Annotated in this window: 20 protein-coding genes, 1 other RNA gene and 1 pseudogene; 14 read left to right on the top strand and 8 right to left on the bottom strand. The window is 41.2% G+C overall.

The genetic code is table 11. From position 1 onward, the window contains the following. Positions 1–239: 239 nt before the first annotated feature. Positions 240–563, bottom strand: coding sequence for a slr1957 family protein (locus tag NWP22_RS15885; protein WP_465248709.1), 324 nt, complete (start codon positions 561–563; stop codon positions 240–242). Positions 564–1002: 439 nt separating this feature from the next. Between NWP22_RS15885 and NWP22_RS15880 the strand changes: the two genes are divergently transcribed. The 7 genes from NWP22_RS15880 to NWP22_RS15850 all read left to right on the top strand — a co-directional run bounded on the left by NWP22_RS15880 (position 1003) and on the right by NWP22_RS15850 (position 7015). Further along, the gene (locus NWP22_RS15880; protein ID WP_417006598.1) at positions 1003–1518 is read left to right on the top strand and encodes a pentapeptide repeat-containing protein; all 516 of its coding nucleotides are present in this window, start codon (positions 1003–1005) and stop codon (positions 1516–1518) included. Beyond that, entirely contained in the window at positions 1515–2669 is a 1155-nt protein-coding gene (locus tag NWP22_RS15875; RefSeq protein WP_271733137.1) for a 5-(carboxyamino)imidazole ribonucleotide synthase, read from the top strand. The genes NWP22_RS15880 and NWP22_RS15875 overlap by 4 nt, the downstream gene beginning before the upstream one ends. A gap of 180 nt (positions 2670–2849) precedes the next feature. Further along, positions 2850–3033, top strand: a non-coding RNA gene (gene ssrS, locus NWP22_RS15870) — 6S RNA. Positions 3034–3171: 138 nt separating this feature from the next. Next, on the top strand, positions 3172–4443 hold the full coding sequence (locus NWP22_RS15865; RefSeq protein WP_271733139.1) for a M16 family metallopeptidase: 1272 nt from the start codon (positions 3172–3174) through the stop codon (positions 4441–4443). Between the two features lie 53 nt (positions 4444–4496). Further along, positions 4497–5780, top strand: coding sequence for a M16 family metallopeptidase (locus NWP22_RS15860; RefSeq protein ID WP_271733141.1), 1284 nt, complete (start codon positions 4497–4499; stop codon positions 5778–5780). Positions 5781–5864: 84 nt separating this feature from the next. Beyond that, a complete protein-coding gene (locus NWP22_RS15855) occupies positions 5865–6641 on the top strand; it encodes a peptidoglycan-binding domain-containing protein (RefSeq protein ID WP_271733143.1) in 777 nt (258 codons plus the stop codon). 20 nt (positions 6642–6661) lie between these two features. Continuing rightward, the gene (locus NWP22_RS15850) at positions 6662–7015 is read left to right on the top strand and encodes a phage holin family protein (protein WP_271733145.1); all 354 of its coding nucleotides are present in this window, start codon (positions 6662–6664) and stop codon (positions 7013–7015) included. A 325-nt stretch (positions 7016–7340) separates the two neighbouring features. On the opposite strand, the gene NWP22_RS15840 is transcribed toward NWP22_RS15850, so the two are convergent. Beyond that, positions 7341–7817, bottom strand: coding sequence for a cobalamin biosynthesis protein (locus NWP22_RS15840; RefSeq protein ID WP_271733147.1), 477 nt, complete (start codon positions 7815–7817; stop codon positions 7341–7343). A gap of 322 nt (positions 7818–8139) precedes the next feature. After that, positions 8140–9417 (bottom strand): ankyrin repeat domain-containing protein, encoded by a 1278-nt coding sequence (locus tag NWP22_RS15835; protein WP_271733148.1) that lies wholly within the window; start codon positions 9415–9417, stop codon positions 8140–8142. 187 nt (positions 9418–9604) lie between these two features. Between NWP22_RS15835 and NWP22_RS15830 the strand changes: the two genes are divergently transcribed. Further along, complete coding sequence (locus NWP22_RS15830; protein WP_271733150.1) at positions 9605–10075, top strand: DUF4079 domain-containing protein; 471 nt, start codon at positions 9605–9607, stop codon at positions 10073–10075. A gap of 48 nt (positions 10076–10123) precedes the next feature. On the opposite strand, the gene NWP22_RS15825 is transcribed toward NWP22_RS15830, so the two are convergent. Continuing rightward, positions 10124–10807 (bottom strand): DUF1997 domain-containing protein, encoded by a 684-nt coding sequence (locus NWP22_RS15825; protein ID WP_271733151.1) that lies wholly within the window; start codon positions 10805–10807, stop codon positions 10124–10126. Positions 10808–10982: 175 nt separating this feature from the next. Between NWP22_RS15825 and NWP22_RS15820 the strand changes: the two genes are divergently transcribed. Continuing rightward, the gene (locus NWP22_RS15820) at positions 10983–11768 is read left to right on the top strand and encodes a Nif3-like dinuclear metal center hexameric protein (RefSeq protein WP_271733153.1); all 786 of its coding nucleotides are present in this window, start codon (positions 10983–10985) and stop codon (positions 11766–11768) included. 550 nt (positions 11769–12318) lie between these two features. Next, the gene (locus NWP22_RS15815; protein ID WP_271733154.1) at positions 12319–12630 is read left to right on the top strand and encodes a DUF6679 family protein; all 312 of its coding nucleotides are present in this window, start codon (positions 12319–12321) and stop codon (positions 12628–12630) included. Between the two features lie 454 nt (positions 12631–13084). On the opposite strand, the gene NWP22_RS15810 is transcribed toward NWP22_RS15815, so the two are convergent. Further along, positions 13085–14734 (bottom strand): MBL fold metallo-hydrolase, encoded by a 1650-nt coding sequence (locus NWP22_RS15810; protein WP_271733155.1) that lies wholly within the window; start codon positions 14732–14734, stop codon positions 13085–13087. A 765-nt stretch (positions 14735–15499) separates the two neighbouring features. Between NWP22_RS15810 and NWP22_RS15805 the strand changes: the two genes are divergently transcribed. Continuing rightward, a complete protein-coding gene (locus tag NWP22_RS15805) occupies positions 15500–15871 on the top strand; it encodes a sulfite exporter TauE/SafE family protein (RefSeq protein WP_271733157.1) in 372 nt (123 codons plus the stop codon). Between the two features lie 351 nt (positions 15872–16222). Continuing rightward, a complete protein-coding gene (locus NWP22_RS15800) occupies positions 16223–16390 on the top strand; it encodes a ribbon-helix-helix protein, CopG family (protein ID WP_271733159.1) in 168 nt (55 codons plus the stop codon). Positions 16391–16523: 133 nt separating this feature from the next. On the opposite strand, the gene NWP22_RS15795 is transcribed toward NWP22_RS15800, so the two are convergent. Beyond that, positions 16524–17789, bottom strand: a complete 1266-nt coding sequence (locus NWP22_RS15795; RefSeq protein ID WP_271733160.1) for an HhoA/HhoB/HtrA family serine endopeptidase — start codon at positions 17787–17789, stop codon at positions 16524–16526. 203 nt (positions 17790–17992) lie between these two features. On the opposite strand from NWP22_RS15795, the pseudogene NWP22_RS18395 reads away from it, so the two are divergent. After that, positions 17993–18121: pseudogene (locus NWP22_RS18395) on the top strand (transposase); the annotation flags it as partial. 112 nt (positions 18122–18233) lie between these two features. Here the strand turns inward: NWP22_RS18395 and trpC are convergent. Further along, positions 18234–19073: an indole-3-glycerol phosphate synthase TrpC gene (gene trpC / locus NWP22_RS15790; RefSeq protein WP_271733161.1), complete on the bottom strand. Its 840-nt coding sequence runs from the start codon at positions 19071–19073 to the stop codon at positions 18234–18236. 69 nt (positions 19074–19142) lie between these two features. Beyond that, positions 19143–19415: a HetP family heterocyst commitment protein gene (locus NWP22_RS15785; RefSeq protein WP_271733163.1), complete on the bottom strand. Its 273-nt coding sequence runs from the start codon at positions 19413–19415 to the stop codon at positions 19143–19145. Positions 19416–20990: 1575 nt separating this feature from the next. Here NWP22_RS15785 and NWP22_RS15780 point away from each other — a divergent pair. After that, the gene (locus NWP22_RS15780) at positions 20991–22196 is read left to right on the top strand and encodes a PAS domain-containing sensor histidine kinase (RefSeq protein WP_271730980.1); all 1206 of its coding nucleotides are present in this window, start codon (positions 20991–20993) and stop codon (positions 22194–22196) included. The last annotated feature ends 152 nt before the right edge of the window (positions 22197–22348 follow it).

Below are 22348 nucleotides of genomic sequence, written 5' to 3'. Positions count from 1 at the left end.
GGTGGACAAGGTGGACAAGGTGACCACCGGAGAAAAACAGTACAAAGTCTGTATTCTTAGTAAGAAAAATAGGCCATTAAAAGACCATTGTCCGTATAAAATCTTCCTTGTCCACTTTCCTTCCTTGTCTTCGGTAGTCTTGCCTTCACAGATCATATTAAAAACCTACCCTTGTAAGGAGAGGGTGGGGTCAAACAATATTTGATACAGTAATCATAACTTTTAAAACACCCCCACATTTAGTCATATTCAATTTCCAACTGAGCTACAGTGACGGCGTTAAAAGCGAACGCCAAAACTAAGGGCATAGGACACTTAAATATAAACGTGGAAAATATGGCTACAATTGTACCAATTACTGCCGATGCCGACCATACTTTTTCCTCAACAGTTAAGCCCCTTTCAGCCTTAATCAAGTTAAGTACATGATTGGGAATGGGTTCTGGCATTACCCCGCCAGGCGGAAAAGCCCAATAGCTGTTGCGCCGCTCGACAAATAATTCTGTCCAGCCATTTTCTTCGCACCATGCTTCAATCCACTCAACAGAGTAATGAGTCATAATCATAATCTTGTGGGTAATTAAGACTTGTAGAATTTGTGTAGTTGGTAAATATAAGTTGCTGACAGATTTGCTGAATAGTTAACCAATGATTATGAACTCAGAGGAAATACCCCACATATAGAACCCCAGATGTAAAGCGGTCTAGCTCTTTGGGATAAACAAGAATTGCTTAACTACTCACATAATTAAAAGATTAACAGTCTCTCCTACCTGTGGCACTCAAAATACAATAAACTTTACTTATATAAGCTAATATCAAGAATTGTAAATAACTCAGCTAACTCACAGGTCAGTACTGGGGCGATCGCTTGTTAACTTATCCAACTATGTAGGTTATCCTATGGCAGGTAATAACAGTATTTTTTATCCCTTAACAGATTATTACAAAAAATTCTATCGGGTAAGCTCAAAGATGATTAAAGACTTTTCAATATTAGTTATGGACCCAAAACAGTTATCCAATATATTTTGGAAGCAAGGATTAGCATTGATTCTAGGCATTATACTATTTTGCCAAGCTTCCCCACCAGCCAGGGCAGATTGGACTCATCCCATGTCATTTAGTAATGCAGAATTAGCCAGACGTGATTTTTCAGGACAAACTTTACAAGCGGCTGAGTTTTCTAACGCCAATATGGAATTAGCTAACTTTGAAGGTGCTGACTTACGAGGAGCCGTGATGAGTGCTTCGGTGATGACTCAAGCCAATCTTCACGGAGCCGATTTAACTAATGCTATGGTGGATCAGGTAAACTTAACAGGGGCGGATTTAAGCGATGCCATTTTTACAGAAGCTCTTTTGTTACGCTCCACCTTTACTGATGTGAATATCAATAGTGCGGATTTCACAGATGCAATTTTGGATAGAGCACAAATTAAAGAACTGTGTCACAAAGCCAGTGGTGTAAACTCTAAAACTGGCGTAGAAACTCGTTATTCTCTAGGATGTCGATGAAGCGTGTTGGTATAATTGGTGGTGGACAACTGGCCTGGATGATGGGGGGTGCGTCCAAAAAATTAGGATTAGAATTGGTAGTGCAAACTCCGAGTCTTAATGATCCTGCGGTTTCCACGGCTGAGGATGTTGTTTTAGCATCAGTTGATGATGCTATTTCCACAGAGCTTTTAGCACAAAAGACTGATGTCATCACATTTGAAAATGAATTTGTTGATTTGGATTCCTTATCTTTAATCCAAAACCAAGATGTTTGTTTTCGCCCGAGGTTAGAAGCCTTAAGGCCTCTTTTAGATAAATATGATCAACGCTGCTACTTACAAGATTTGGGATTACCTGTCCCCCGATTTTTCGCTCTCGAACAACTAGACAATCTCTCGTCTCAAACAGCACACCTGGGTTTTCCTCTTGTTTTAAAATCCCGACGGCATGGTTATGATGGTCAAGGGACTTTCATTATTAATGATTTAGCATCTTTGGAGCAAAAGCTAAATTCTCACATCACAACTAAAGATTTAAGTCAACATCTATTTTTAATAGAAGAATTTGTCCCCTTTGAACGAGAATTAGCAATAATTGCGGCTCGTTCCACAGAAGGTGAGGTTGTGACTTACCCAGTGGTAGAAACCCAACAAGAGCAACAGGTATGTCGGCGAGTGATTGCACCAGCTGATATTACACCCAACCAAGCAGCAGAAATAGAAGCGATCGCCCATACTCTCTTAAATAACTTGGAAGTAGTGGGAGTTTTTGGTATTGAACTATTTCTCACCCCCAGCGGTAAAGTATTGGTCAATGAAATTGCCCCTCGTACCCATAATTCTGGGCATTTCTCCTTAGACGCTTGTGAAACATCTCAGTTTGAACAGCACTTGAGAGCAGTTTGTGGTTTACCTTTGGGCAATCCTGATTTACATTGTGCTAGTGCCGTCATGGTCAACCTGCTGGGGTATGAAATTTCCAGAAGCGACTACCAAACCCAGCGCCAAAAGTTAGCCGAGATTCCCCAAGCTTTCGTTCACTGGTACGGGAAAACAGAATCACGTCCTGGGCGCAAACTCGGACACGTCACCGTGTTATTAGATGAGAAAAACCAAGATAGCATTATTAATATAGCCCAAACTATAGAATCTATCTGGTATTTAGTTTAGATATCACAAATATGGACAAATCTCACACTTACGAGTCTGTAGTTCCCCCAGCAGGTGTAAAAACTGACAAAGCTGGTGAAAGATATATTTGTCCATCCAACTACTCAGGCTCCCAGTCAAATTCACGAGAAAATTTTCATACTCAACACACAACCTGTTTGAGAAGGCTATAATAATCTAGTTGCACTACGACGTTGGTGACTGCCATCAAGTTTTTTGATCTATGTCTTTAAAGAAAAGGGAAGCTAACAAGTCTCGTGGCAGTAAACCGGGCATGTACCTGGAAACTTAAAACGAAGAACGTCGGCACCCACCTGGTTAAACCAGGTCATAAACTTAGGTAAAACGGCGTCGCGGTGAACTTAAAATTATTAGCTCCTCAAGTTAGCAAAAACTTAGGGGCTTTAATTTTATAAATCTGTATAATTTAATTCTGATTTCGTTATCATTCAGAGTTAGAATAGTAAAAACTATCTTAAATTGTGATTAAACCTACAAAAACTTGTTACAAGAACTAAAGCATAACGTTTTTCCAGCCTCGGTTCTCCGACTAGATAATGGTCTAACACTGATCCATCAGGAACTTACTACTACCCCTGTAGTTGTCGCTGACGTTTGGGTGCGAGCCGGAGCAATAGTGGAGCCAAAACCGTGGTACGGTATGGCTCATTTTTTAGAACACATGATTTTTAAAGGGACTGCGAGACTAGCCCCAGGAATTTTTGATCACCACATTGAAACCAGGGGTGGTGTGAGTAATGCCGCCACAAGTTATGATTATGCTCACTACACCCTAACTACAGCCGCTTCTTACGTAGAAGATACTCTGCCGCACTTGGGAGAACTGCTAATTAATGCCGCGATCCCAGATGATGAATTTATCCGAGAACGGGATGTGGTGCTCGAAGAAATTCGCTCCTGCAATGATGATCCCGATGCGATAGGATTCCAAGCCCTCAATCAAAGCATCTACCAAAACCATCCTTACGGGCGCTCAGTCCTAGGTAGTGAGTTAGAACTAATGCAACACTCACCAGCAGCCATGCGTTGTTTTCATCGCGCACACTACCAACCGCAAAACATGACAGTAGTAGTTGTGGGGGGAATTTCTCAACAGCCAGCCTGGGAACTCGTAAATAAATCATTTGCTGAATTTGCCCCACCATTGGACTGTCCACAAGCTGAAGAAATAGTAGAACCAGTAATCACCGGAATTCAGCGGCAAGAAATCTGTTTACCACGTCTAGAACAAGCCCGCCTAATTATGGCTTGGGTTGTGCCGGGAGTCAAGGAACTACACACAGTCTATGGTTTGGATTTATTGGCAGTGTTACTCTCAGAAGGCCGCACTTCCCGACTGGTGCATCATTTACGAGAAGAATTGCAATTAGTCCAGGAAATTTATTGTAATTTCTCCTTACAAAGAGAATCGAGTTTATTTACCATTACTGCTTTTTTGAAAGTGGAAAAGCTATATCAGGTGGAAAATCTGATTCTTAGTCATTTAAATGATTTGCAAACCATGGGAATGAGCGAGCGGGAACTCGCCCGCATACGTAGGCTGGTTTGTAATGAATACGCTTTTTCTACGGAAACACCAAATCAGTTGACAGGTCTTTATGGATACTACAACACTATTGCCCAAGCTGAATTGGCAGTAGCATATCCTCAGCATATTCAATCATTTAACACTCAAGAACTGCAAAAATTAGCTAAACAGTTGCTTTCACCTGATAATTATGCAGTTACTATACTTAAACCGGTTGCTGATTAGCATCCCCACTCGCAAACAACTAACCACCTACCAATAATTAATACCTAATAATTGTGAAACCTTGCCTATCTGCCTCTCCTGTTCACCGCACTGTATTGAATAACGGTATTGTAGTCATAGTGACAGAAAATCCTGCTGCGGATATTGTAGCGGCGCGGATGTTTGTCCGTGCTGGTAGTTGTTGCGAAAAGCGAGAGCAAGCGGGATTAGCCTATTTGGTCTCAGCAGTGATGACAAAGGGATGTGACGGACTTTCAACCTGGGAAGTTGCTGAAAAAGTAGAGTCTGTGGGAGCAAGCTTGAGTGCTGATGCGGCTACAGATTATTTTTTGTTGTCTTTGAAGACCGTAACATCAGATTTCTCTGATATCTTAGCATTGGCTGGGCGAATGTTGCGATCGCCTACATTTCCCCAATCCCAAGTAGAACTAGAAAAGCGTTTAGCACTGCAAAATATTCGCTCTCAAAAAGAACAGCCATTTACCATTGCCTTTAGCCAAATGCGCCAGGTGGTCTATCAAAACCATCCCTATGCTATGTCAGTCTTAGGAGATGAAACCACAATGAGCAGCTTATCACGTGCTGACTTAGTAGACTATCACCAAACATATTTCCGTCCCGATAATCTAGTTATTAGTATTGCAGGGCGAGTCACCTTAGCAGATGCTCTAACACTAGTAGAACAAGTATTTGGCGATTGGGAAGTTCCTGCACAGCAGATCCCATTACTTAACTTACCAGAAATTAACCCAGAACCCCAGCATCGACTACAGCCTTTAGAAACACAGCAATCCATAGTTATGTTGGGTTACTTGGGATCATCGGTAAGTTGTCCAGACTACCCCCCATTAAAATTGCTGTCTACTTACCTAGGTAATGGGCTTTCTAGTCGCTTGTTTGTGGAATTACGGGAAAAAAGGGGTTTAGCCTACGAAGTGTCGGCATTTTATCCCACAAGGTTGTATCCAGGCTCATTTGTAGTCTATATGGGTACCGCCGCAGAAAATACCAGCATTGCCCTGGAAGGACTACGTACAGAAGTAGATTTACTCTGTAAAACAGAAATATCAGAAAGTGACCTGCAAGCAGCTAAAAACAAAATTCTGGGACAGTACGCTTTGGGTAAACAAACTAACGGACAAATTGCCCAAATCTATGGCTGGTATGAAACACTGGGTTTAGGTCTGGATTTTGATCAACAGTTTCAAGAATTAATTCTATCTGTGACTGTTCAGGATGCGATCGCTTCTGCATGTCAATATTTACAGCAACCTTATATATCTGTAGTTGGTCAAGAGACAGCAATTAAAACTGTATTTCCCAGTGCGGAGTATTAAGTATTACAATTGCTTTTGTGTCACCTGTTTTTTGAACAGAAGGAAGTATAATATGACCGTCATAAGTTTCTGGGAATATAGTCCATGCAAGTGAGGCTGACAACAAGTATCTGGAACTACTTTGAGTCACTAAAAGCATTTCGTGGCTTGAACAAAAATAAGTTTTATTATTTACTTGTGTTTTCATGTACGTTGTTACTGTTTACCTCCGATACAGTCAGCGCAGTTGTGGTTACCCCAAAAATTGCTCAAGCAACAAATAGAGTTGTAATTAGCCGTCCTACCCTCAAGCTTGGTAGTCAAGGAGAACCAGTCACAGAACTACAGGCGGCTCTAAAACTTTTAGGCTTCTACTCAGGTGCAGTGGATGGTATTTACACAGAGGGGACAGCCGCCGCCGTTTCTCAATTCAAACGAGCAGTTGAATTGATTCCAGATGGCATTGTTGACTCTATTACTTGGCAACGACTATTCCCCCGGGAGCCAATAGTTATACCAACAATCCCGGGAAATCAGCCCTCATCCAACTTGAGGCCAAATTTTCCCATTACCAACCAGATTCTACCCACCAGCACAGTTATTAATTCTACTCAGCCCATACCAGCCTCACCACCCCCAGGCGCAATACCTGGTGTTCAATATACCTCCCAAGGATTGCCAATTTTACGTCCAGGAATGCGTAATTCAGCAGTGAGACAGTTGCAAAAACAACTCAAACAGCTAGGTTTTTTCGCTGGCGATGTGGATGGAGATTTTGGCATAATGACGGCAGCAGCAGTAAAATCTGCACAACAACACTATGGTCTGGAGGCTGACGGTGTGGTAGGTGGTGCTACCTGGGAAGCACTATTGCGAAGATAGTTAAATTCTAGGAAAAAGCAATGAGACATTTTTTGCTAACTTGGCTGGTTACTGCGGTGGCTTTGCTGATCACCGCTAATATTGTACCGGGGTTATTCGTCAGGGATTTTGTCGCATCCCTGGTGGCTGTAGCGGTAATCGGATTAGTCAATGCTTTTATTCGACCAGTTTTAAACATTTTGGCGTTTCCTATTACCTTACTCACCTTTGGTTTGTTTACCTTTGTGATTAATGCCTTAACTCTTTGGCTAGCAAGTAACCTCACCCCCGGTTATGGTTTTGAAATTCAAGGTTTCTGGCCTGCTTTAGTCGGTTCGATTGTCTTAACTATTGTTTCTAGCTTAATTAGCTATTTTCTCAGGGTAATTTTGTAGTGTCTCCTATTTTCAAAGGGGTTTCCATTCGTCGATACGGCCAAGCTGGCTATAAGAAACCCCATAAAGAAGCTTTATGGAGCCTAGTTATTTTGCTATTTCTCTAGGAGGGGTGCAGCTAAAAGTTTTAAAAGAGTATATAGCCTTTTTCAGGCTCATGAAGTACACACCAATTCCCTATTCCCTATTCCCTATTCCCTGTTCCGGTGTTCCGGTGTTCCCTCAAACTAAAAAAAATTGTACCTCACGAGCATGGGAAATGCTATATTAGGAATCAAGAAAAGCCCTCCTAGAAGGACGTTGTTGTGTATCCCATTATTTCCGGTCAACGATCATTAGTCGCCACAGCTAGCGTTACCGACCCTGGTTCGGACTCTAACCGAAAAACTTGTTTAGGAACTAATAATCTAATTTCTAACTCTTCTTTTCTAGTCAAAGGTGGGGTAATATAAGAGGCTGCAAGAATAGCTGCAGCCTCAGCTACGCTCGAAGTTCCCACTGTTTTGGCGGCGATTTTGCTAGGGTGAGGGATAGATACAGTAGACAAAATATTGGACGGAAACAGTTTTAAGGGAAAATTGCAAAGATGACACAGTTCTATTAAACCAACTTCTGAGGCTTTAGTATCGATGGTAGCAAGACCAGCAATGGTATTTTCCCGGAGTTGATTTTCTGCAAGTACTTGTTTTATTGCTGTTGCTATCAAACGCCACGAACTACCCTTCTGACAACCAATTCCTACCCATAAATTGGGGAAATGTTGCTGTTGAATAATTGTGCCAATTATTGGGTCTATCTTCACAGTGGAGGATGTCTGTAAAATATCCACGGGGATCAACTATAAAATTGGCAGACTGGATTATACCACGAAACGGATCTTTATAATACTGTTATTCAGGATTAAATCTTATATATTTAGCTTATCTAGCACAGTAGGAAACGCGAAAGTAGAAACATTTTGCCTGTTATACTTTAGTGTTCCAAGTATTTCTGACTTTGTTAATTATTAACAAAGTCAGTTTTGTTAATTATTAATACTTCCTAGGAGAATAGATGCAGTTGCTACATTACCAAAGGAATAATAAGTCTATACTGCATCTGTTGCCGGTGATTTAAACAAAACTCTATTCTTGTGCGCCGGATTTTTCGAGACTCTGGGCTATATTCTGATACCCATTAAATTCCGCAATCATTAAAGCTGTATAACCGCCCCGGTTTTTCAGATTTATATCTGCCCCAGCTTGCAGTAGTATCTGTACAGCCTCTCCATATTCCCGAGCAACAGCCCACATCAATGCTGTTGCTCCTGCTAAGTCCTGAAAATTTACATTTGCACCTTTAGCCAGCAACAACTGCATTATTCCTGTGTAGTTATGTTCTGCTGCCTTAATTAAGGCTGTTTTGCTATCATTTCCTAGACTATTAGCATCAGCACCGTGGTCTAGTAACAGTTTTACTGTTTCCATATCTCCTTGGGATATTGCTAATATCAAAGGTATACCTAGACTTGTACTATTGATTTTTTGACTAGAACACAATAATACGTCAAGGATTTGGCTATGTCCTTGGAATGCGGCTACAAGTATTGGTGTATCACCCAGATGATTTCTGATTTGGGGGTCTGCACCTCGGTTTAGTAACAGTTGCACCACATCAATGTAACCTTCTACAACGGCTAAGTGTAGGGGAGTTTCACCGTCTTGATCTTGAAGATTAATTTCGGCACCTTGATCTAGTAAAGCAGAGGCGATCGCAGTGTGTCCTGCTGCTACTGCTGCTGATAACGCAGTACCACCATGTTCATTTTCCTGATTCACATCAGCTCCAGCTGCTAGCAATGCTTGCACAACTTCCAAATTTCCTAAGTCAGCGGCCATCATCAAAAGTGTCTCACCTTCTGGGTCTTGGATATTGACATCTGCACCATTTTGTGTTAATAGTCTTGTGGCGGCTGTGTTAGAGGATCTAACAGCTAATTTTAAAGCAGTATCATGATCTTGGTCTGTGATATTTACCTCAGCGCCAGCAGCTAATAAGACCTGCATGATATTAACATCACCCTTAACTGTAGCTGCCATTAAAGCTGTACTACCATCTTCATTAATCGCATTGACATCAGCACCTCTAGAGAGCAAAAGCTGCACAATGTCCAGTTGATGACTACTAGCAGCGAACATCAAAGCCGTCAAACCATAGCGTTTTCTGCGTAGGTTAATATTTGCTCCAGCATCTAATAGCGATCGCACAATTTCGGTGTAACCTGAATTGGCAGCAAACATTAATGGTGTAGTACCATGGTCATCGCTAACGTCAACCTGAGCACCGGTAGCTAACAGCTGGCACAGATGCCTAATATCGCCACTTTTAGCCGACTTTAGCAGCAATACATCCTTATTTTCCATAATCAATATCACGCACCCCGGCAGTTTTTGTGAATCTAGTGCCCCAATTTAGTCTGAAATTGTTTAAGCACTTTGGCAAGAGGCAAACTGAAAAACAAGGCAATATATTTCACCCCTGGCAACTTGAAGTACAGAAAATAGAGTTATGCTAACTTTTATGAAGATTTAAGGATTGGGGGAGAACACCATGAATTTGGAACTGTCGCCGGAAGTGAAATATTGGCTAAACTTTTTCCACCCGCTAACCATGTGGGGGTTATTAGCACTATCCCTGTATGCTGCTTATCTGGGGCTACAAGTACAGCGTACCAGAAGCGCTCAAGGAGATGTAAAGAAAGAACTGATTAAAGGTAAATACAACATCAAACACTACCAAGTAGGGTCTGTACTGTTAGCTTTAATGGTAACAGGTGCTATTGGTGGCATGGCCGTTACCTACATCAATAACGGTAAGTTATTCGTAGGGCCGCATTTATTAGCCGGACTGGGAATGACAGGTCTAATTGCGTTATCAGCTGCTTTATCTCCTTTCATGCAAAAAGGAGCCAATTGGGCGCGTATAACTCACATTACCCTCAATTTCGGGCTTTTAGGGCTTTTTACATGGCAGGCCATTACTGGCGTGCAAATTGTCCAGAGAATTCTTAGTAATGCTTAGTCTTTAGCCGTTAGCCAATAGTATGACTATTGGCTAATGAGTTTGAAGTTATTGGCTGCGATGAGAATTACTAGGAAAGGGAATTCCTAGGGATTGATGAAAGTCTTCCTGGACTCTGCGAGTTAAGCGCCGGGAGACTTGACGGACAATTTGGTTAAGTAGGCGATCGCCTGTAGATTTGACTAAAGACTGGGGTAGGCGTTGAATAAATTTGGGAAAGTGAAGATTAACCATCAAATCTAATTCCCATTCCACTCGTGTAATCTCACTAAAACCATTATGTGAGTCATTATCAGTACTTTCTACCAACTGTAGCGATGCCTGATAGTCTACATCATAGCCAGGGGGATGGTAGTCAGGAACAGGAATTGTGCGAATCCTGTATATTCCCTGGTCTGGAGGTAACAGTTCTAAGCCAACTTTTGGCTCTACGTGATAACCAAAGGAGCCAAAGCGACCAATAATTAAAGCATAAGCATTTTCACTCAACGGTTCTACTTTCATTGGTTCAGCACAGCGGGAAAACCATGCACCATGAGCTTGCAGATACTCGGCAACTTTATGGGCTGGGCTATTCATTTCCATTGAGTCGCTATAATGACCGAAAAACTTAGTAAATGTCCCGACAGTGGTTTGTGTAAGTGTATCCTCAGATTCTGTTAAACTTGACGCTACTGGCAGAACTGTTTCTTTTATATCCCAAGATTGATATTCGCCGTTTGTCGAAAGCATCAATGTGTTCCCCTATAAATTAGTCTTTGTCTACCAATTCAGAGTTCCCAAGTTACTGGTATGGTTTAGTATTACCATTGTGGCTGAAAACTCCAGAATCTGTCATAAACTTCATAAAATCACTAATATTAAAGAACTGAATTTAACATAATTAGTTTCCCAGGATTGTATTTTTGTGAACATTGCTGATTTAATTACTTGGTTTGAAGCATGGGCAAATCCGACTTGGTGTGAAAGTTGGGATAATTGCGGTTGGCAAATTGAGCCGGGGGTGTTAGATCAAAAAGCCCGTGTGTTGGTTTGTTTGACACCGACTTTGGCTGTAATGCAAGAAGCGATCACTTTGAATGCTAATTTGATTTTTGCTCATCATCCTCTGATTTTTAGTCCTCCCAAGTCTTTATGTAGTGGTGAGGCCATAGCGGAAATAGCAAGATTAGCTTTTAGGTACAATATTGGTGTTTACAGTGCGCATACAAATTTTGATCAAGTACAAGATGGAACTGCCGATGTTTTAGCTCAAATTCTAGATTTGCACGAAGCCACTCCTATAGTAGCGACACAACCAGGATTAGGCTACGGGCGTGTTGGGTTACTCCGGCCATGTCTGACTTTACAGGAGTTACTCGCTACTATTCAAACTCGACTCGCTCCTCCTCATTTGATTTTCTCGCCCACTGCTGACTTACAACAAACTATTTACCGAGTCGCAGTATTAGGAGGTTCGGGGGCTAGTTTTATTTCGGCTGTAGTGAAAACTCATGCTCAAGTTTATCTGACTGCTGATTGTAAGTTCCATCAGTTCCAGGAAAGTCGCGATCGCAATCTCATTCTCATTGATGCGGGACATTATGCTACTGAACGCCCGGCGTGCGATCGCTTAGTGCAACGATTTCTCTCCTTAAATCTAGACTGGGTGCAATTAAGCCGCCAGGATGAGGACTTTCGTCAGTTTTTATAGTATTTCCGTCCATTATTGTTAGAGCAAATATCGGGTATGATGCACACCCACCTGGAACTTTTCACAGCCTCAAATTAAAACTGTTTGCCAATTGTTGTAGAAAAGCATTAAGGTGGACAAGATAATGAGTTAAGATCAAATACATAGGGATAAATATAAAGCAAAGTTCCTGGATTTCCCACCAATGCCAACTACTACAAGTAAGCAAATCAAACAACCGCGTTCACCGCTTAATTTGGAGTATTTTTTCTTACATAAATCAAGAGATACTCACGAGAAAATATTAGCTTGGTTAGGAGAATTTAGGTATTGGAGAAAATTGCTATGGAGATCTCAATAGTTGCTGGCGAATTGTCAGAAAATTCTCCCCTAATGCCGATGCGGCCAAAGGGATAAGGAGTGCAGCCGTTGCACCATTAAAGGTTATACCTTTATCAAGATAAGAACTATTACGCATTTTTACATCGGTAGATTGTAGTAGGTTCTGTCAGACGGTAAAACCCAAATTTCACAGGTTTAACTACGTTGTTTAAAAAGGTAGAAGCAGTACATGCTACACCGCAAGATCTATCAACTGTGTTGCGACGGGCGCGAGGTATGTGTATTCTTGCGGGACCAGCAACGCTGGATTGAACGCGCCCGCATCCTCGATATAGAGGGGGACTTAGTGACTCTACGGTATGAAACAGACGAGGAAGACGAGGTTTGCGCCTGGGAGGAGATGGTTCGTTTAGAAAGCATTGGCTCTGTAAGCCAAAAGTTAGCCTCGGTACCACGCGGTAATATAGAGTTTCTGATGACAGAAGATTGTCCCGAATCAGAGCGTATCCATAAACATTCTCCCGAATCTAATCCTGAGTAGAGACGCAATGATTCTTCAATGTTACCAAACGTGATGCGTAAACCCCCGTTTTCCCAACGGGGGATACAAGCTAAAGTTTGTCTTCTGTTGGCTCTAGTCCTATAGTATAGAGCGTAACTCAATGGGAAAGTGTCAAAGATGATTGAGCAATCATCATCTAAGTTGGTTGGTCTGCGCGGGAGATAAGGGTTGGTCACTGTAAAAGATAAACCTCATAAATCATGCTAAATACTCTTGGAAGCTGCTAATGTTAGTCCATAGGATTGGAGTAAATTGCTATGAAAAACAAAAAGGGTAGTCCGTGTGACAAAAACTGACTTGCAGTTGGAGGACAATCATTAATCTACAGAATCTTATAATAAAGTAGAATGGATAGTGAGTGCAGCCGCAGCACCATTAAAGGTTTTACCTTGATAAAGACAAGAACTATTAGGCGTTTCTACACTGGTAGATTTTAGGAAGTTTTAGCCAAGGGTTCAAAAGCAGGACAATATCCCTCAAGGGTGACTTTGAAGTTATGTAACACTGATGCGGGATTCCAACACCTTTGTCCTCTTTGGTGTCGGCAAGTGCCACAACAATCTATATCACACCAAGCCTGGCGATCGCTGTTTTGGTGCAGTACTTCTCTAGCAGACAATCCTCGCAATACTAGTTCTTCACCCTGCCAACGAGCTTCTATTAAACCAGTATCGGCAAACTGTTGCCAACGGGGATCATCTGTAATCGCATCGGGTAAGGTGACAGTAATGACTGTTCCTAATTCTGTAAGTTCCCCTTCATAATTGGTTTCTGGGGGTGCTGGTTGTAAAAATGTGTCTCCAATTGGCAGTTCTACAAAAGTGCCAGCAGATGGAGAATGGACATGATAACGGTTTTGTAGTTCTTCCAAGCCAGTCAAATCTGCCAAGTATGTCGGCGAACCATGGACAAAAACAACGTGCTGGGGACGCAAATTATGAATTAGTTGAGTAGTCCCAGACCCGTCACTATGCTGGGCCAGAAGATAAGTTTCGTCCTTGGTGGGTGCTGAATATTTTGTATTAAGTTTTATATCAATCTTTTCTGGTAACAGAATCATCCAAGGGCCTGTTTCCCTTTGGCAGTATTGGTTTAAATTAGCTGTAGAGTCAGTCAGGACAATACAGGGAGACTTACCCACAGTAGCCCGATGTTCTGGCTGCAAACGCCGGACTCGGGGGCGCACTCGCTCATCCCAGAACAAGGGTTGATGGCGAGCAAAGTTCTGCACTGATGGAGGTAAGTGGGGCAGTATTTCCAGGTAAGCATCGCAACCAGTAGCCACAGCACCATCCACCCAAATATCTATATTTCGTCCGGTGAAGTGATGATGAGAACGTAATAGCATCAACAATTCTTGGCCTAAACCTAAAGCCGGTGTGGGAAGAAGCACAGAATGACCATCGGCGATCGCCCGATTAATCCGCTCCGCCAATTGATTTTCCTGGTGGCGACGGTGGGGGTGACGGGATGTGCCATAAGTGCCTTCAATAATCAATACATTTAAGTCTAATCCCCGTAACTCTTCTAAACGCAAACCTTCCACCAGGCGTGAGTTTGATAAGAAATAATCCCCTGTATACAGTAGTTTATAAGAGCGATCCTTTGTTGTGTATGTGAGCAAAATTACTACTGCTCCCGGTAAGTGTCCGGCAGGAAATAATTCCACTACCAGACCTTCTTGGATTTCCACAGGCGATCGCAACGGTAAGGCATGACAGAACTGAGGAATTGTCTTGGTATCTTGGTCTAGCCAATTTAACGGTAGTAACTTGGTTGTTACCTCACTAGCATAGATAGGTAACAGAGGAAAAGTTTGATGTAAGTCTAGCAATCCTCGGGCGTGGTCTGGGTGGGCATGACTGACCAACACTAAATCCGCTGGGATTGCCGACTTAGCTGAAGAGGTGAGTAACGATGAAGTGTCCTCTAATCCACAATCTAGTAGAATCCTGTGTGGACCCATTCGTACTAATAAACAAACACCCTCATCATGATGCTGGACACTATAGGGCAAACAGTCTAAATCGTTAGCCTTCTCCTGAGCATCAACGCGAGAGGATGCCCACAGATTATCCCTCATGGTTTCCTGCCCTCTGACCTCATATTTGGGTTTGCCACTCCCCTGACCCCTAGCCTGCATGGTTTATCCATAGAGGAAGGGTAGCCCAACTGACCCGCTCATTTTGCCTTTAGAGATTATTCTTAATGTGCAGAGCCATTACCATGATAGTTTTCCGAATCATAAAATCCATTCTTAGTGCCAAAGAAGAGGCACGCAAAAGTGAATATAACTGTCAATCCCACTAAAATCAGCTTCACATCCATTTGTTTGCTGTTCCTCACTCAAGACTTTTTTATGGTAATAGAATGCTTGGGAAATCCGGCTGAATCACCAGAAAATCTTTACTATGCTTTCAGGGATTGATCCATAAGTAAATTTAGTACAATCACTGAGATTATATAACTTTTTTTGCCACTTGCCCATCCATATCATCAGCCAGACATCCAGAGTCCATACATTTTCACAAGATTGCACTAACCGCTATTTTCTTAGCTTCGTTGTAGAAGTTGAACCCAATATTACTGTTGCCAAAAACCAAAGCATAGGTATTGATTTGGGTCTGAAGACTTTTGCTACAATGAGCGATGGAGAAAAAGTTTTATAATCATGACTTATCAAACATCCTCTAAGAACATAGAAATGGTCGGCATGGGGCATTGGCACGACCTAAAACAGACAGGGAGTGACTGTAAGACTGTTTCGCCAGCGAGTTACTGTGAACTGTCAATAATCACCGACCTTCAAGGTCGGTGAGTATGTCAAAAAAAATAAAAATTCATCAATATGTCTAATATAGTTGTTCAAATGTTGACCATTGGTTTAGTTGCCGGTTTAACTGGTGGTATGTTCGGTCTGGGGGGTGGTGCAATTATGGTACCAGCTATGGTGTTATTGGTTGGTCTAGATCAGAAATTTGCCACTGGTACTTCTATTGCTGCTCAAATTTTGCCCATTGGCATTTTAGGGGCAATAGTGTACTATCGCAACGGCAACATGAATCTTAAATATGCTGCAATTGTCGCCATTGGACTCATAGTTGGTAATTTATTTGGAGCATTATTTGCTAATCAGCCATTTATTAGCGGTGAGATCATCAAGAAGTTATATGGGATTTTTTTACTACTCCTTGCTATCAGATATTTAGTGGGAACTTAGCAATCATGAATAGTCATTGACACTCCCACAGCTAAAACCGATGGGATTCTTGTTTCATCCAGTCCACTTACCATAGTTGGTTACCCCTCCATACCAGAGGTGGTTTTGTCCGCAAGCTTTTTGCTCCTTCTGTGAACCCAGATACCCTGTGTCCTGCCGTACTGTTTCAAGCAATAAAACTTTGGTTTTCTGGTACTTGGTGCTGGGAGATTTTACCTACACAAGCATGATGCGTGTAGAACCCAATATCTTGATTTTTCAAGGTGCTATGCCTCTCGGCTCTGGGTTTTTTAAGTGGTTGAATACCCTCACCACTATAATTAAAATACCACAAAAGCCAGTATCTTAATTATGCCTAAACCTGAAATTTTTATAACTTTTCGTTTAACGCAAGAGGAAAAGGAATTGCTTAAAGAATATTGCGAGCAAGAAGGTAGAACTCAAACAGAAATTTTACGCGAACTGGTTAGAGGTCTAAGACGGCGGCTAAAGTCGCCACCCATTCATCCCGCCCCTTAAGGAGGCAACAGACTGAAAATTTCTGGGATTTTCAGGCTGTTGCTGGTGGGCTTTGGTGCTTTTATTGCTGTAACCAGTAGGGTTTGAAACTGACTCAGGAATGAGCAATACTCCGCTGCGCTAAAGCAGCTATTTATTGCGCTCCTTGAGTGGGGAAAGCACCAGTTCGGACGGCTAAGTTGATATTTTGCCCATTGCGCCGCAATCCTAAGCGCACATCTCCCCCAACTTGAACATTTTCCACTGCTTTCTGGATACTGCTGGCTTCTGTGACTGATTTACCGTTGAGTTGTTGGATGACATCCCCTGCACGTAAGCCGGCTTTAGCAGCGGGTGAGTTAGGCATGACGCGCATAATTAATACACCTTTATCTTCATTTACCATCACACCGCTATTGGGGTCTGAGTTTAGGCGTTCTTTGATTTGAGGTGTTAAGTCTACCATCTGAATTCCTAGATAAGGATGATCTACCTTACCTGCGCTAATTAGTTGCTTTGCAATCCTTTGGGCTGTGTTAATGGGAATGGCAAAACCTAGTCCTTGAGCTCTTTGGATAATGGCTGTGTTCATCCCAATTACCTGACCACGGGCATTTAACAACGGTCCTCCGGAGTTACCAGGATTAATGGCTGCATCGGTTTGAATAAATTCTACTCGCTTATCAGGTGCGCCAATTTGATTACTGCTGCGACCGGTGGCGCTAATGATGCCTGTGGTGACGGTATTATCTAATCCTAAGGGATTACCAATGGCGATCGCCCATTCGCCCGGTTGCAGTTGCTCTGAGTTTCCCAGTTCTACAGTCGGCAGATTGTTAGACTCAATTTTGACAACAGCCACATCTGTTAGTTCGTCTCTTCCCAAAACTTTACCTTCAAACCTCCGCCCATCCTTAAGTATAACTCTCACGGTATCCGCACCAGCTACTACATGAGCATTGGTGAGAATACTACCATCTTTACTGATGAGAAAACCGGAACCAGTACCTCGCTCTACGCGGTTTTGTTGTTCTGGTAGTTGAGAACCGAAGAATTGGCGGAAAAATGGATCGTTAAATGCAGCAGGTAAGCGGTTGGTGACTGTTCGAGATGCTTCAATTCTCACTACAGCAGGCCCTACCTTCTGCACTACCTGGGTAATGAAGTTGGAACCCGCCGCAGTTGGTGATGGGATGGCAGCATTGACTCGACTTACTGCTAGGTTTGATGTCGTCTGAGATATTTGCTGAGGGTTTCCAGCTACATAACCACCGGCGAATGTCATCCCTGATCCCAGTAGCACCAATGATAAAGAAGTAACTACCTTTTTCCATGGCACTTGATTTTGGTACTTGGTATGAGTTTGTTCGGCTGAAATGATATTTAACGGATAATCTTCATCATGTACTTGCTTATTCATGGCTGGCTGTCAAAATATTCGGATGTATTACTAATAATGTAGATATTATTTTTGAGGCTTTTGTTGCAAATGTTTTACTTAATTGCGAATATTAGTCACCTATACAAATTTGACTTCTCGCCCGGTTGAAACCTAGGGGATTCTAAACTGATGTTGCTACGCCGGATAAAATCCTAGCTCGCAAAGTTTAGGATATAATTTATTTAAGCAGAGAATTACCGGAACTGAAAAAACTACCTCCTTTGTAGACACCGACCTATTTTGTAGCGTCAATAGGTCAAGTCAGTACGGAGGTAGTTAAAAACTATATTGAAAGTCAGGGGGGAAAATAAGAAACACCCCGGGTTAAAACCCGTCGTCTCGCGTTTCATCCTCTCGTTAAAAGGTAGGGGTGATCAGGGCGGGTTATTTTGATAGGGATACCATGCTGGGCTTAGGTGTTGATTAATCACCTTTAACCAGACAACGCACGGCCTGCTCTATATTTTCTTGTTTAATTAATGGTTCTCCTACTATAACCGCATGTGTACCAGCCTCAGCCATCAAACATAAATCAGCCTTTGTATATAGTCCAGACTCGCTGACAACTATTACACCTAAGTTTTGTAACTGCGATCGCCTAGCTGCTAGCAATTGTTGCGTAATACTCAAATCAATGGTAAAATCTTCTAGGCTTTGGTTGTTAATTAACACTAGACGGATGTCATCCAGTTTTAGTACTCGGTCTAGTTCATTCAAGTTATGAACTTCTACTAAAGCATTCATCCCTAAATAGTGAATTACTCTGAGAAAGTCTTGCAATTCCCGATCTGTGAGAATAGCTGCTATTAGGAGTACAGCGTCTGCTCCTGCCGCTCGTGCTAGATAAATTTGGCACGGGTCAATCATAAAATCTTTGCACAACAAAGGTAATGCTACCCTCTGGCGGATAGCACGCAAATTTTCCCAACTACCACGAAAGAATGCAGTTTCAGTTAACACTGATATACAAGCTGCACCACCTCGCTCATAAGCTTTGGCGATCGCTATGGGATCAAAATCTGTGCGAATATTACCATACAATGGTGATGCTTTCTGGATTTCTGCAATTAGTCCAGGTTTGTCAGGATTTTGTTGTAAAGCAGTCAAGAAATCTCGCACCGTTGGCGCAGCCGTTAACTGGCGTTGCAAAGAAGCCAACGACATCTGTTGGTGCATTTGCGCTACTTCTTGCTTTTTATGCCACACAATCTCTCTGAGAATCGGTTGCAGACGGCTATTAACAGTAGTCACTGGGTAAATCATTAGGTACTATGTATCTGGAGATAGGGTGACTCAGAAAATATCAAGTTAGAAATCTACTTCCTACTGTTTTCAGAGTCGAATCAAGTTTGACTTAATGTCGAAAACCTCTTTCTTCTCAGTGTCTTTCGAGTTAGATTTTTCAGCTAGACAATTATTTTTTAGTAGTCGAATGTAGGTGCGGTAAGGGATGTAGTCTATGGGATTGTAACCAGAAAACCGCAAAATTAATACACAAGCCCATGAATACTTTCCAGCAATAATTGCTTTGATAATTTGTTCAATTTGTTCTGTGTTAATTTTCTTGGTGGTTTGGCTGTGACAATTATTATTTATTTGATGCATACCTTTCCCTCTTAGTTAATTTGGAGTCCTATCATCTAGATACACATTTGATTGATGATGTCAAGTGAAATCTAAAATCGCGGCGCTGAAGTACTGAGAGCATTCATGGTAGTTTGATCTAATGTCTTGAAGTTAGAGCAGTTTTTACTATCTCTATAAAAACGTTGATATCACACAAGGATGATATGTCAAAAGCATTAACTTTAAGGGGTGAAAAATAGGGGTGGATTTAACTAGTGAGCATTTTTATATGTCTCATAGTTATCTAGTTAAACTATCCCCTACAGATAAACCGTGTTGCAGAAGCAGCTTCTGTATTAAGCGTACTCAATTTCTAGCCATAGATATATGAACAATTTTTAGATAGACTTATCTCTTCTTTCGCTTTTGTGATTGAGTGGTCTGCTTAATTATTATCCTTAGGGTTGAAATGATATCCCAAGCTGACAAATTCTATGCCATGGGTTTTACTCAAACAGTAAGATAATATCAAGGTTGTTTATTTGGGTATTTTATGATATAATTTACAACCTTATAATCATCTGTTATCTGATGGCATAAGATAAAGTATCATATGTTGCTGTCGGTCAATACATTCACTCTTGGGAAAGTTGAATTTATTTTGCTTTTCATGATTAACAACTTTAGTAAGAGAATTATTTGTTACTCAACATTTATGTAAAAAAATCTTTCGTGATTATCTAAACATAAAATCTTTACAATTTTTATAACCTTGGATAGATATTCTCAAAAGACCCCCATAAATGTAAAATTGAAGTGTATCTGATGACAGATGAATGAGAAGATTATTTTATATTTCAATATTTCTATGGTTAGATATATCCACCCGGAAAATAACGAAAATTAAATTTATAGCATTTTCCATGCTCGTGAGGTACATTTTTTTAGTTTGAGGTAACAGGGAAAAGGGAATAGGTGTGTACTTCATGAGCCTGAAAAAGGCTTTATAAATAGCTGAACCATCTATTGCAAAAGATATAGGAGAGATAGATATATTTTCCCCATGACAGCTTGATAATAAAAGTAATTGATTATGATAAATTACTCAAATACATTTTTTATGACAAGAATTAATTCTGAAGAATAACTGGGTGACAAAAATAAACTTTAATAAAGTTTGATTTCTAGAATCTATAAACAATAAATATATTTTTTCTATTTTAGCCACGTAAAATATAATTATAAATATCCTTGTATCGAATTGCCTTAGACCCATGGTTAATCATGAGCTTTGAAAACATCCTTTTATTAAGCTGTTAATAGTTTGATTAGCACTTGAGAAAAATAGCAAATACAAACATGATGAATAGATATGGAAAGCACTATGGACGAACCAGATATGTCTACATTCAAATCACAAGTTTATTTTCTGTGCAAATGTCGTAATCTAGCTAAATTAATCCAATTTTCTCCCTGGAAATTACGAGATTTTTGACCCCATAATTCCCTTGGTTCTAAATTGGGGGGTATGTCAACTACATAGATGAGCATCAAACTTGGAAGTTTAATTGCAGCTTTGGCTATTCAGAGAACTGATAAGGTAGTAGGGGGAGTATGTACAACTCGACTGACAAATTAAACAAAACTCAGGAGCATTTAGGAAAAGAAGTCACTGAACTCAAGAAAAAGGAGGAGCACCTGCAACAATCCCTTCTTCTACTGCGTTCTACTCTAGAATCGACTGCTCATGGTATTGTTGCAGTCAGTCTCAAAGGAGAGATTGTCAGCTTTAATCAGAAATTTGTGGAAATGTGGCAAATACCCAACTCTCTGATCAAGTCCCAGAAATATGTTCAGTATCAAGCTTTTTTTGAGAACCAATTGAAAGACCCAGAAGCCTATTACCAGATTATAGGTCAGGTATGCAGTCAATATGACCTGGAAACCTACGGTATGTTGGAGTTAAAAGATGGGAGGGTTTTGGCTCAATATTCTCAGCCTCAGTGGCTGGAGGGTGAAATTATTGGTAGAGTATGGAGCATTTGGGATGTGACGGAATCGCAGCGGAAACCAGAATTCCCGCGGTTAAATACAGAATCAGACCGGAGTCAGACTTTAGAACAAATAAAACAACTAACTCAACTGCAAGGGGATTTCATCTCTAGGTTATGCCATCAATTCCGCACTCCCTTAAATATTGTTTTATTCTCTAATAGCTTGCTCAAAAGGTATATGAGCGACTGGAATGAAGAGAAAATACAACCATTACTTGATCATGTTCAAACAGGTGTAGAACAGATTACCAAGATTTTAGATGATGTCTTGTTATTGGCGAAGGTACAAACAGCTAAACTTAACTATGATACCAAACCATTGAATTTAGTTGATTTCTGTAATCAGTTAATTGCGCAAATGCAGACAAGTGGTAGCCATAAACGCATAAATTTACTACCCCAAGGAGGTTATTTAACAGCCTGTATAGATAAAAAACTGATCGAGCCGATGATCATGAACTTGCTGGATAATGCTATGAAATATTCTCCTAGTGATAGCGTGGTTGAACTTAAACTATTCTGTCAGCATGGGAACGTAGTGTTCGAGGTGAAAGATAGGGGTATTGGTATTCCACTTGCAGATAGACAGCGATTATTTGAGCCATTTTATCGCGGTAGCAATATTCATCAGCCAGGTACTGGGCTAGGATTATTTATTGTCAAAACCCTTGTGGACTTACACAGGGGTAATATTGTTGTGGAAAGTGAAGTTGATGTCAGTACAACATTTAAGATCATGTTACCAGTAGTAACATCCCAGTTATGAGTTTAGTAGACAGTAGGACTTACGCAACTGGCACAGGCGATCGCTACGCAGAGCTTGCATCTGTGTGTAGCAATCGCTAAATGAAAGCACATTGGTATTATATAAGTGATGTCAATGGCACGGGGGGATGCCTAGTGCAGTTGATAGTAGAA

The organism is Anabaenopsis tanganyikae CS-531 (assembly GCF_029891675.1).
GTDB classification, from domain to species: domain Bacteria; phylum Cyanobacteriota; class Cyanobacteriia; order Cyanobacteriales; family Nostocaceae; genus Anabaenopsis; species Anabaenopsis arnoldii.
The sequence above is the reverse complement of the archived record's forward strand: the minus strand, read 5'-3'. Positions and strand labels throughout refer to the sequence as shown.

Excerpts from the sequence above, each read along its gene's own strand:
- NWP22_RS15880 (WP_417006598.1), top strand. The coding sequence starts at position 1,003 with ATGGACCCAAAACAGTTATCCAATATATTTTGGAAGCAAGGATTAGCA.
- NWP22_RS15875 (WP_271733137.1), top strand. The coding sequence starts at position 1,515 with ATGAAGCGTGTTGGTATAATTGGTGGTGGACAACTGGCCTGGATGATG.
- NWP22_RS15855 (WP_271733143.1), top strand. The coding sequence starts at position 5,865 with ATGCAAGTGAGGCTGACAACAAGTATCTGGAACTACTTTGAGTCACTA.
- NWP22_RS15850 (WP_271733145.1), top strand. The coding sequence starts at position 6,662 with ATGAGACATTTTTTGCTAACTTGGCTGGTTACTGCGGTGGCTTTGCTG.
- NWP22_RS15835 (WP_271733148.1), bottom strand. The coding sequence starts at position 9,417 with ATGGAAAATAAGGATGTATTGCTGCTAAAGTCGGCTAAAAGTGGCGAT.
- NWP22_RS15830 (WP_271733150.1), top strand. The coding sequence starts at position 9,605 with ATGAATTTGGAACTGTCGCCGGAAGTGAAATATTGGCTAAACTTTTTC.
- NWP22_RS15825 (WP_271733151.1), bottom strand. The coding sequence starts at position 10,807 with ATGCTTTCGACAAACGGCGAATATCAATCTTGGGATATAAAAGAAACA.
- NWP22_RS15815 (WP_271733154.1), top strand. The coding sequence starts at position 12,319 with ATGCTACACCGCAAGATCTATCAACTGTGTTGCGACGGGCGCGAGGTA.
- NWP22_RS15810 (WP_271733155.1), bottom strand. The coding sequence starts at position 14,734 with ATGAGGGATAATCTGTGGGCATCCTCTCGCGTTGATGCTCAGGAGAAG.
- NWP22_RS15805 (WP_271733157.1), top strand. The coding sequence starts at position 15,500 with ATGTCTAATATAGTTGTTCAAATGTTGACCATTGGTTTAGTTGCCGGT.
- NWP22_RS15800 (WP_271733159.1), top strand. The coding sequence starts at position 16,223 with ATGCCTAAACCTGAAATTTTTATAACTTTTCGTTTAACGCAAGAGGAA.
- NWP22_RS15795 (WP_271733160.1), bottom strand. The coding sequence starts at position 17,789 with ATGAATAAGCAAGTACATGATGAAGATTATCCGTTAAATATCATTTCA.
- trpC (WP_271733161.1), bottom strand. The coding sequence starts at position 19,073 with ATGATTTACCCAGTGACTACTGTTAATAGCCGTCTGCAACCGATTCTC.
- NWP22_RS15785 (WP_271733163.1), bottom strand. The coding sequence starts at position 19,415 with ATGCATCAAATAAATAATAATTGTCACAGCCAAACCACCAAGAAAATT.
- NWP22_RS15780 (WP_271730980.1), top strand. The coding sequence starts at position 20,991 with ATGTACAACTCGACTGACAAATTAAACAAAACTCAGGAGCATTTAGGA.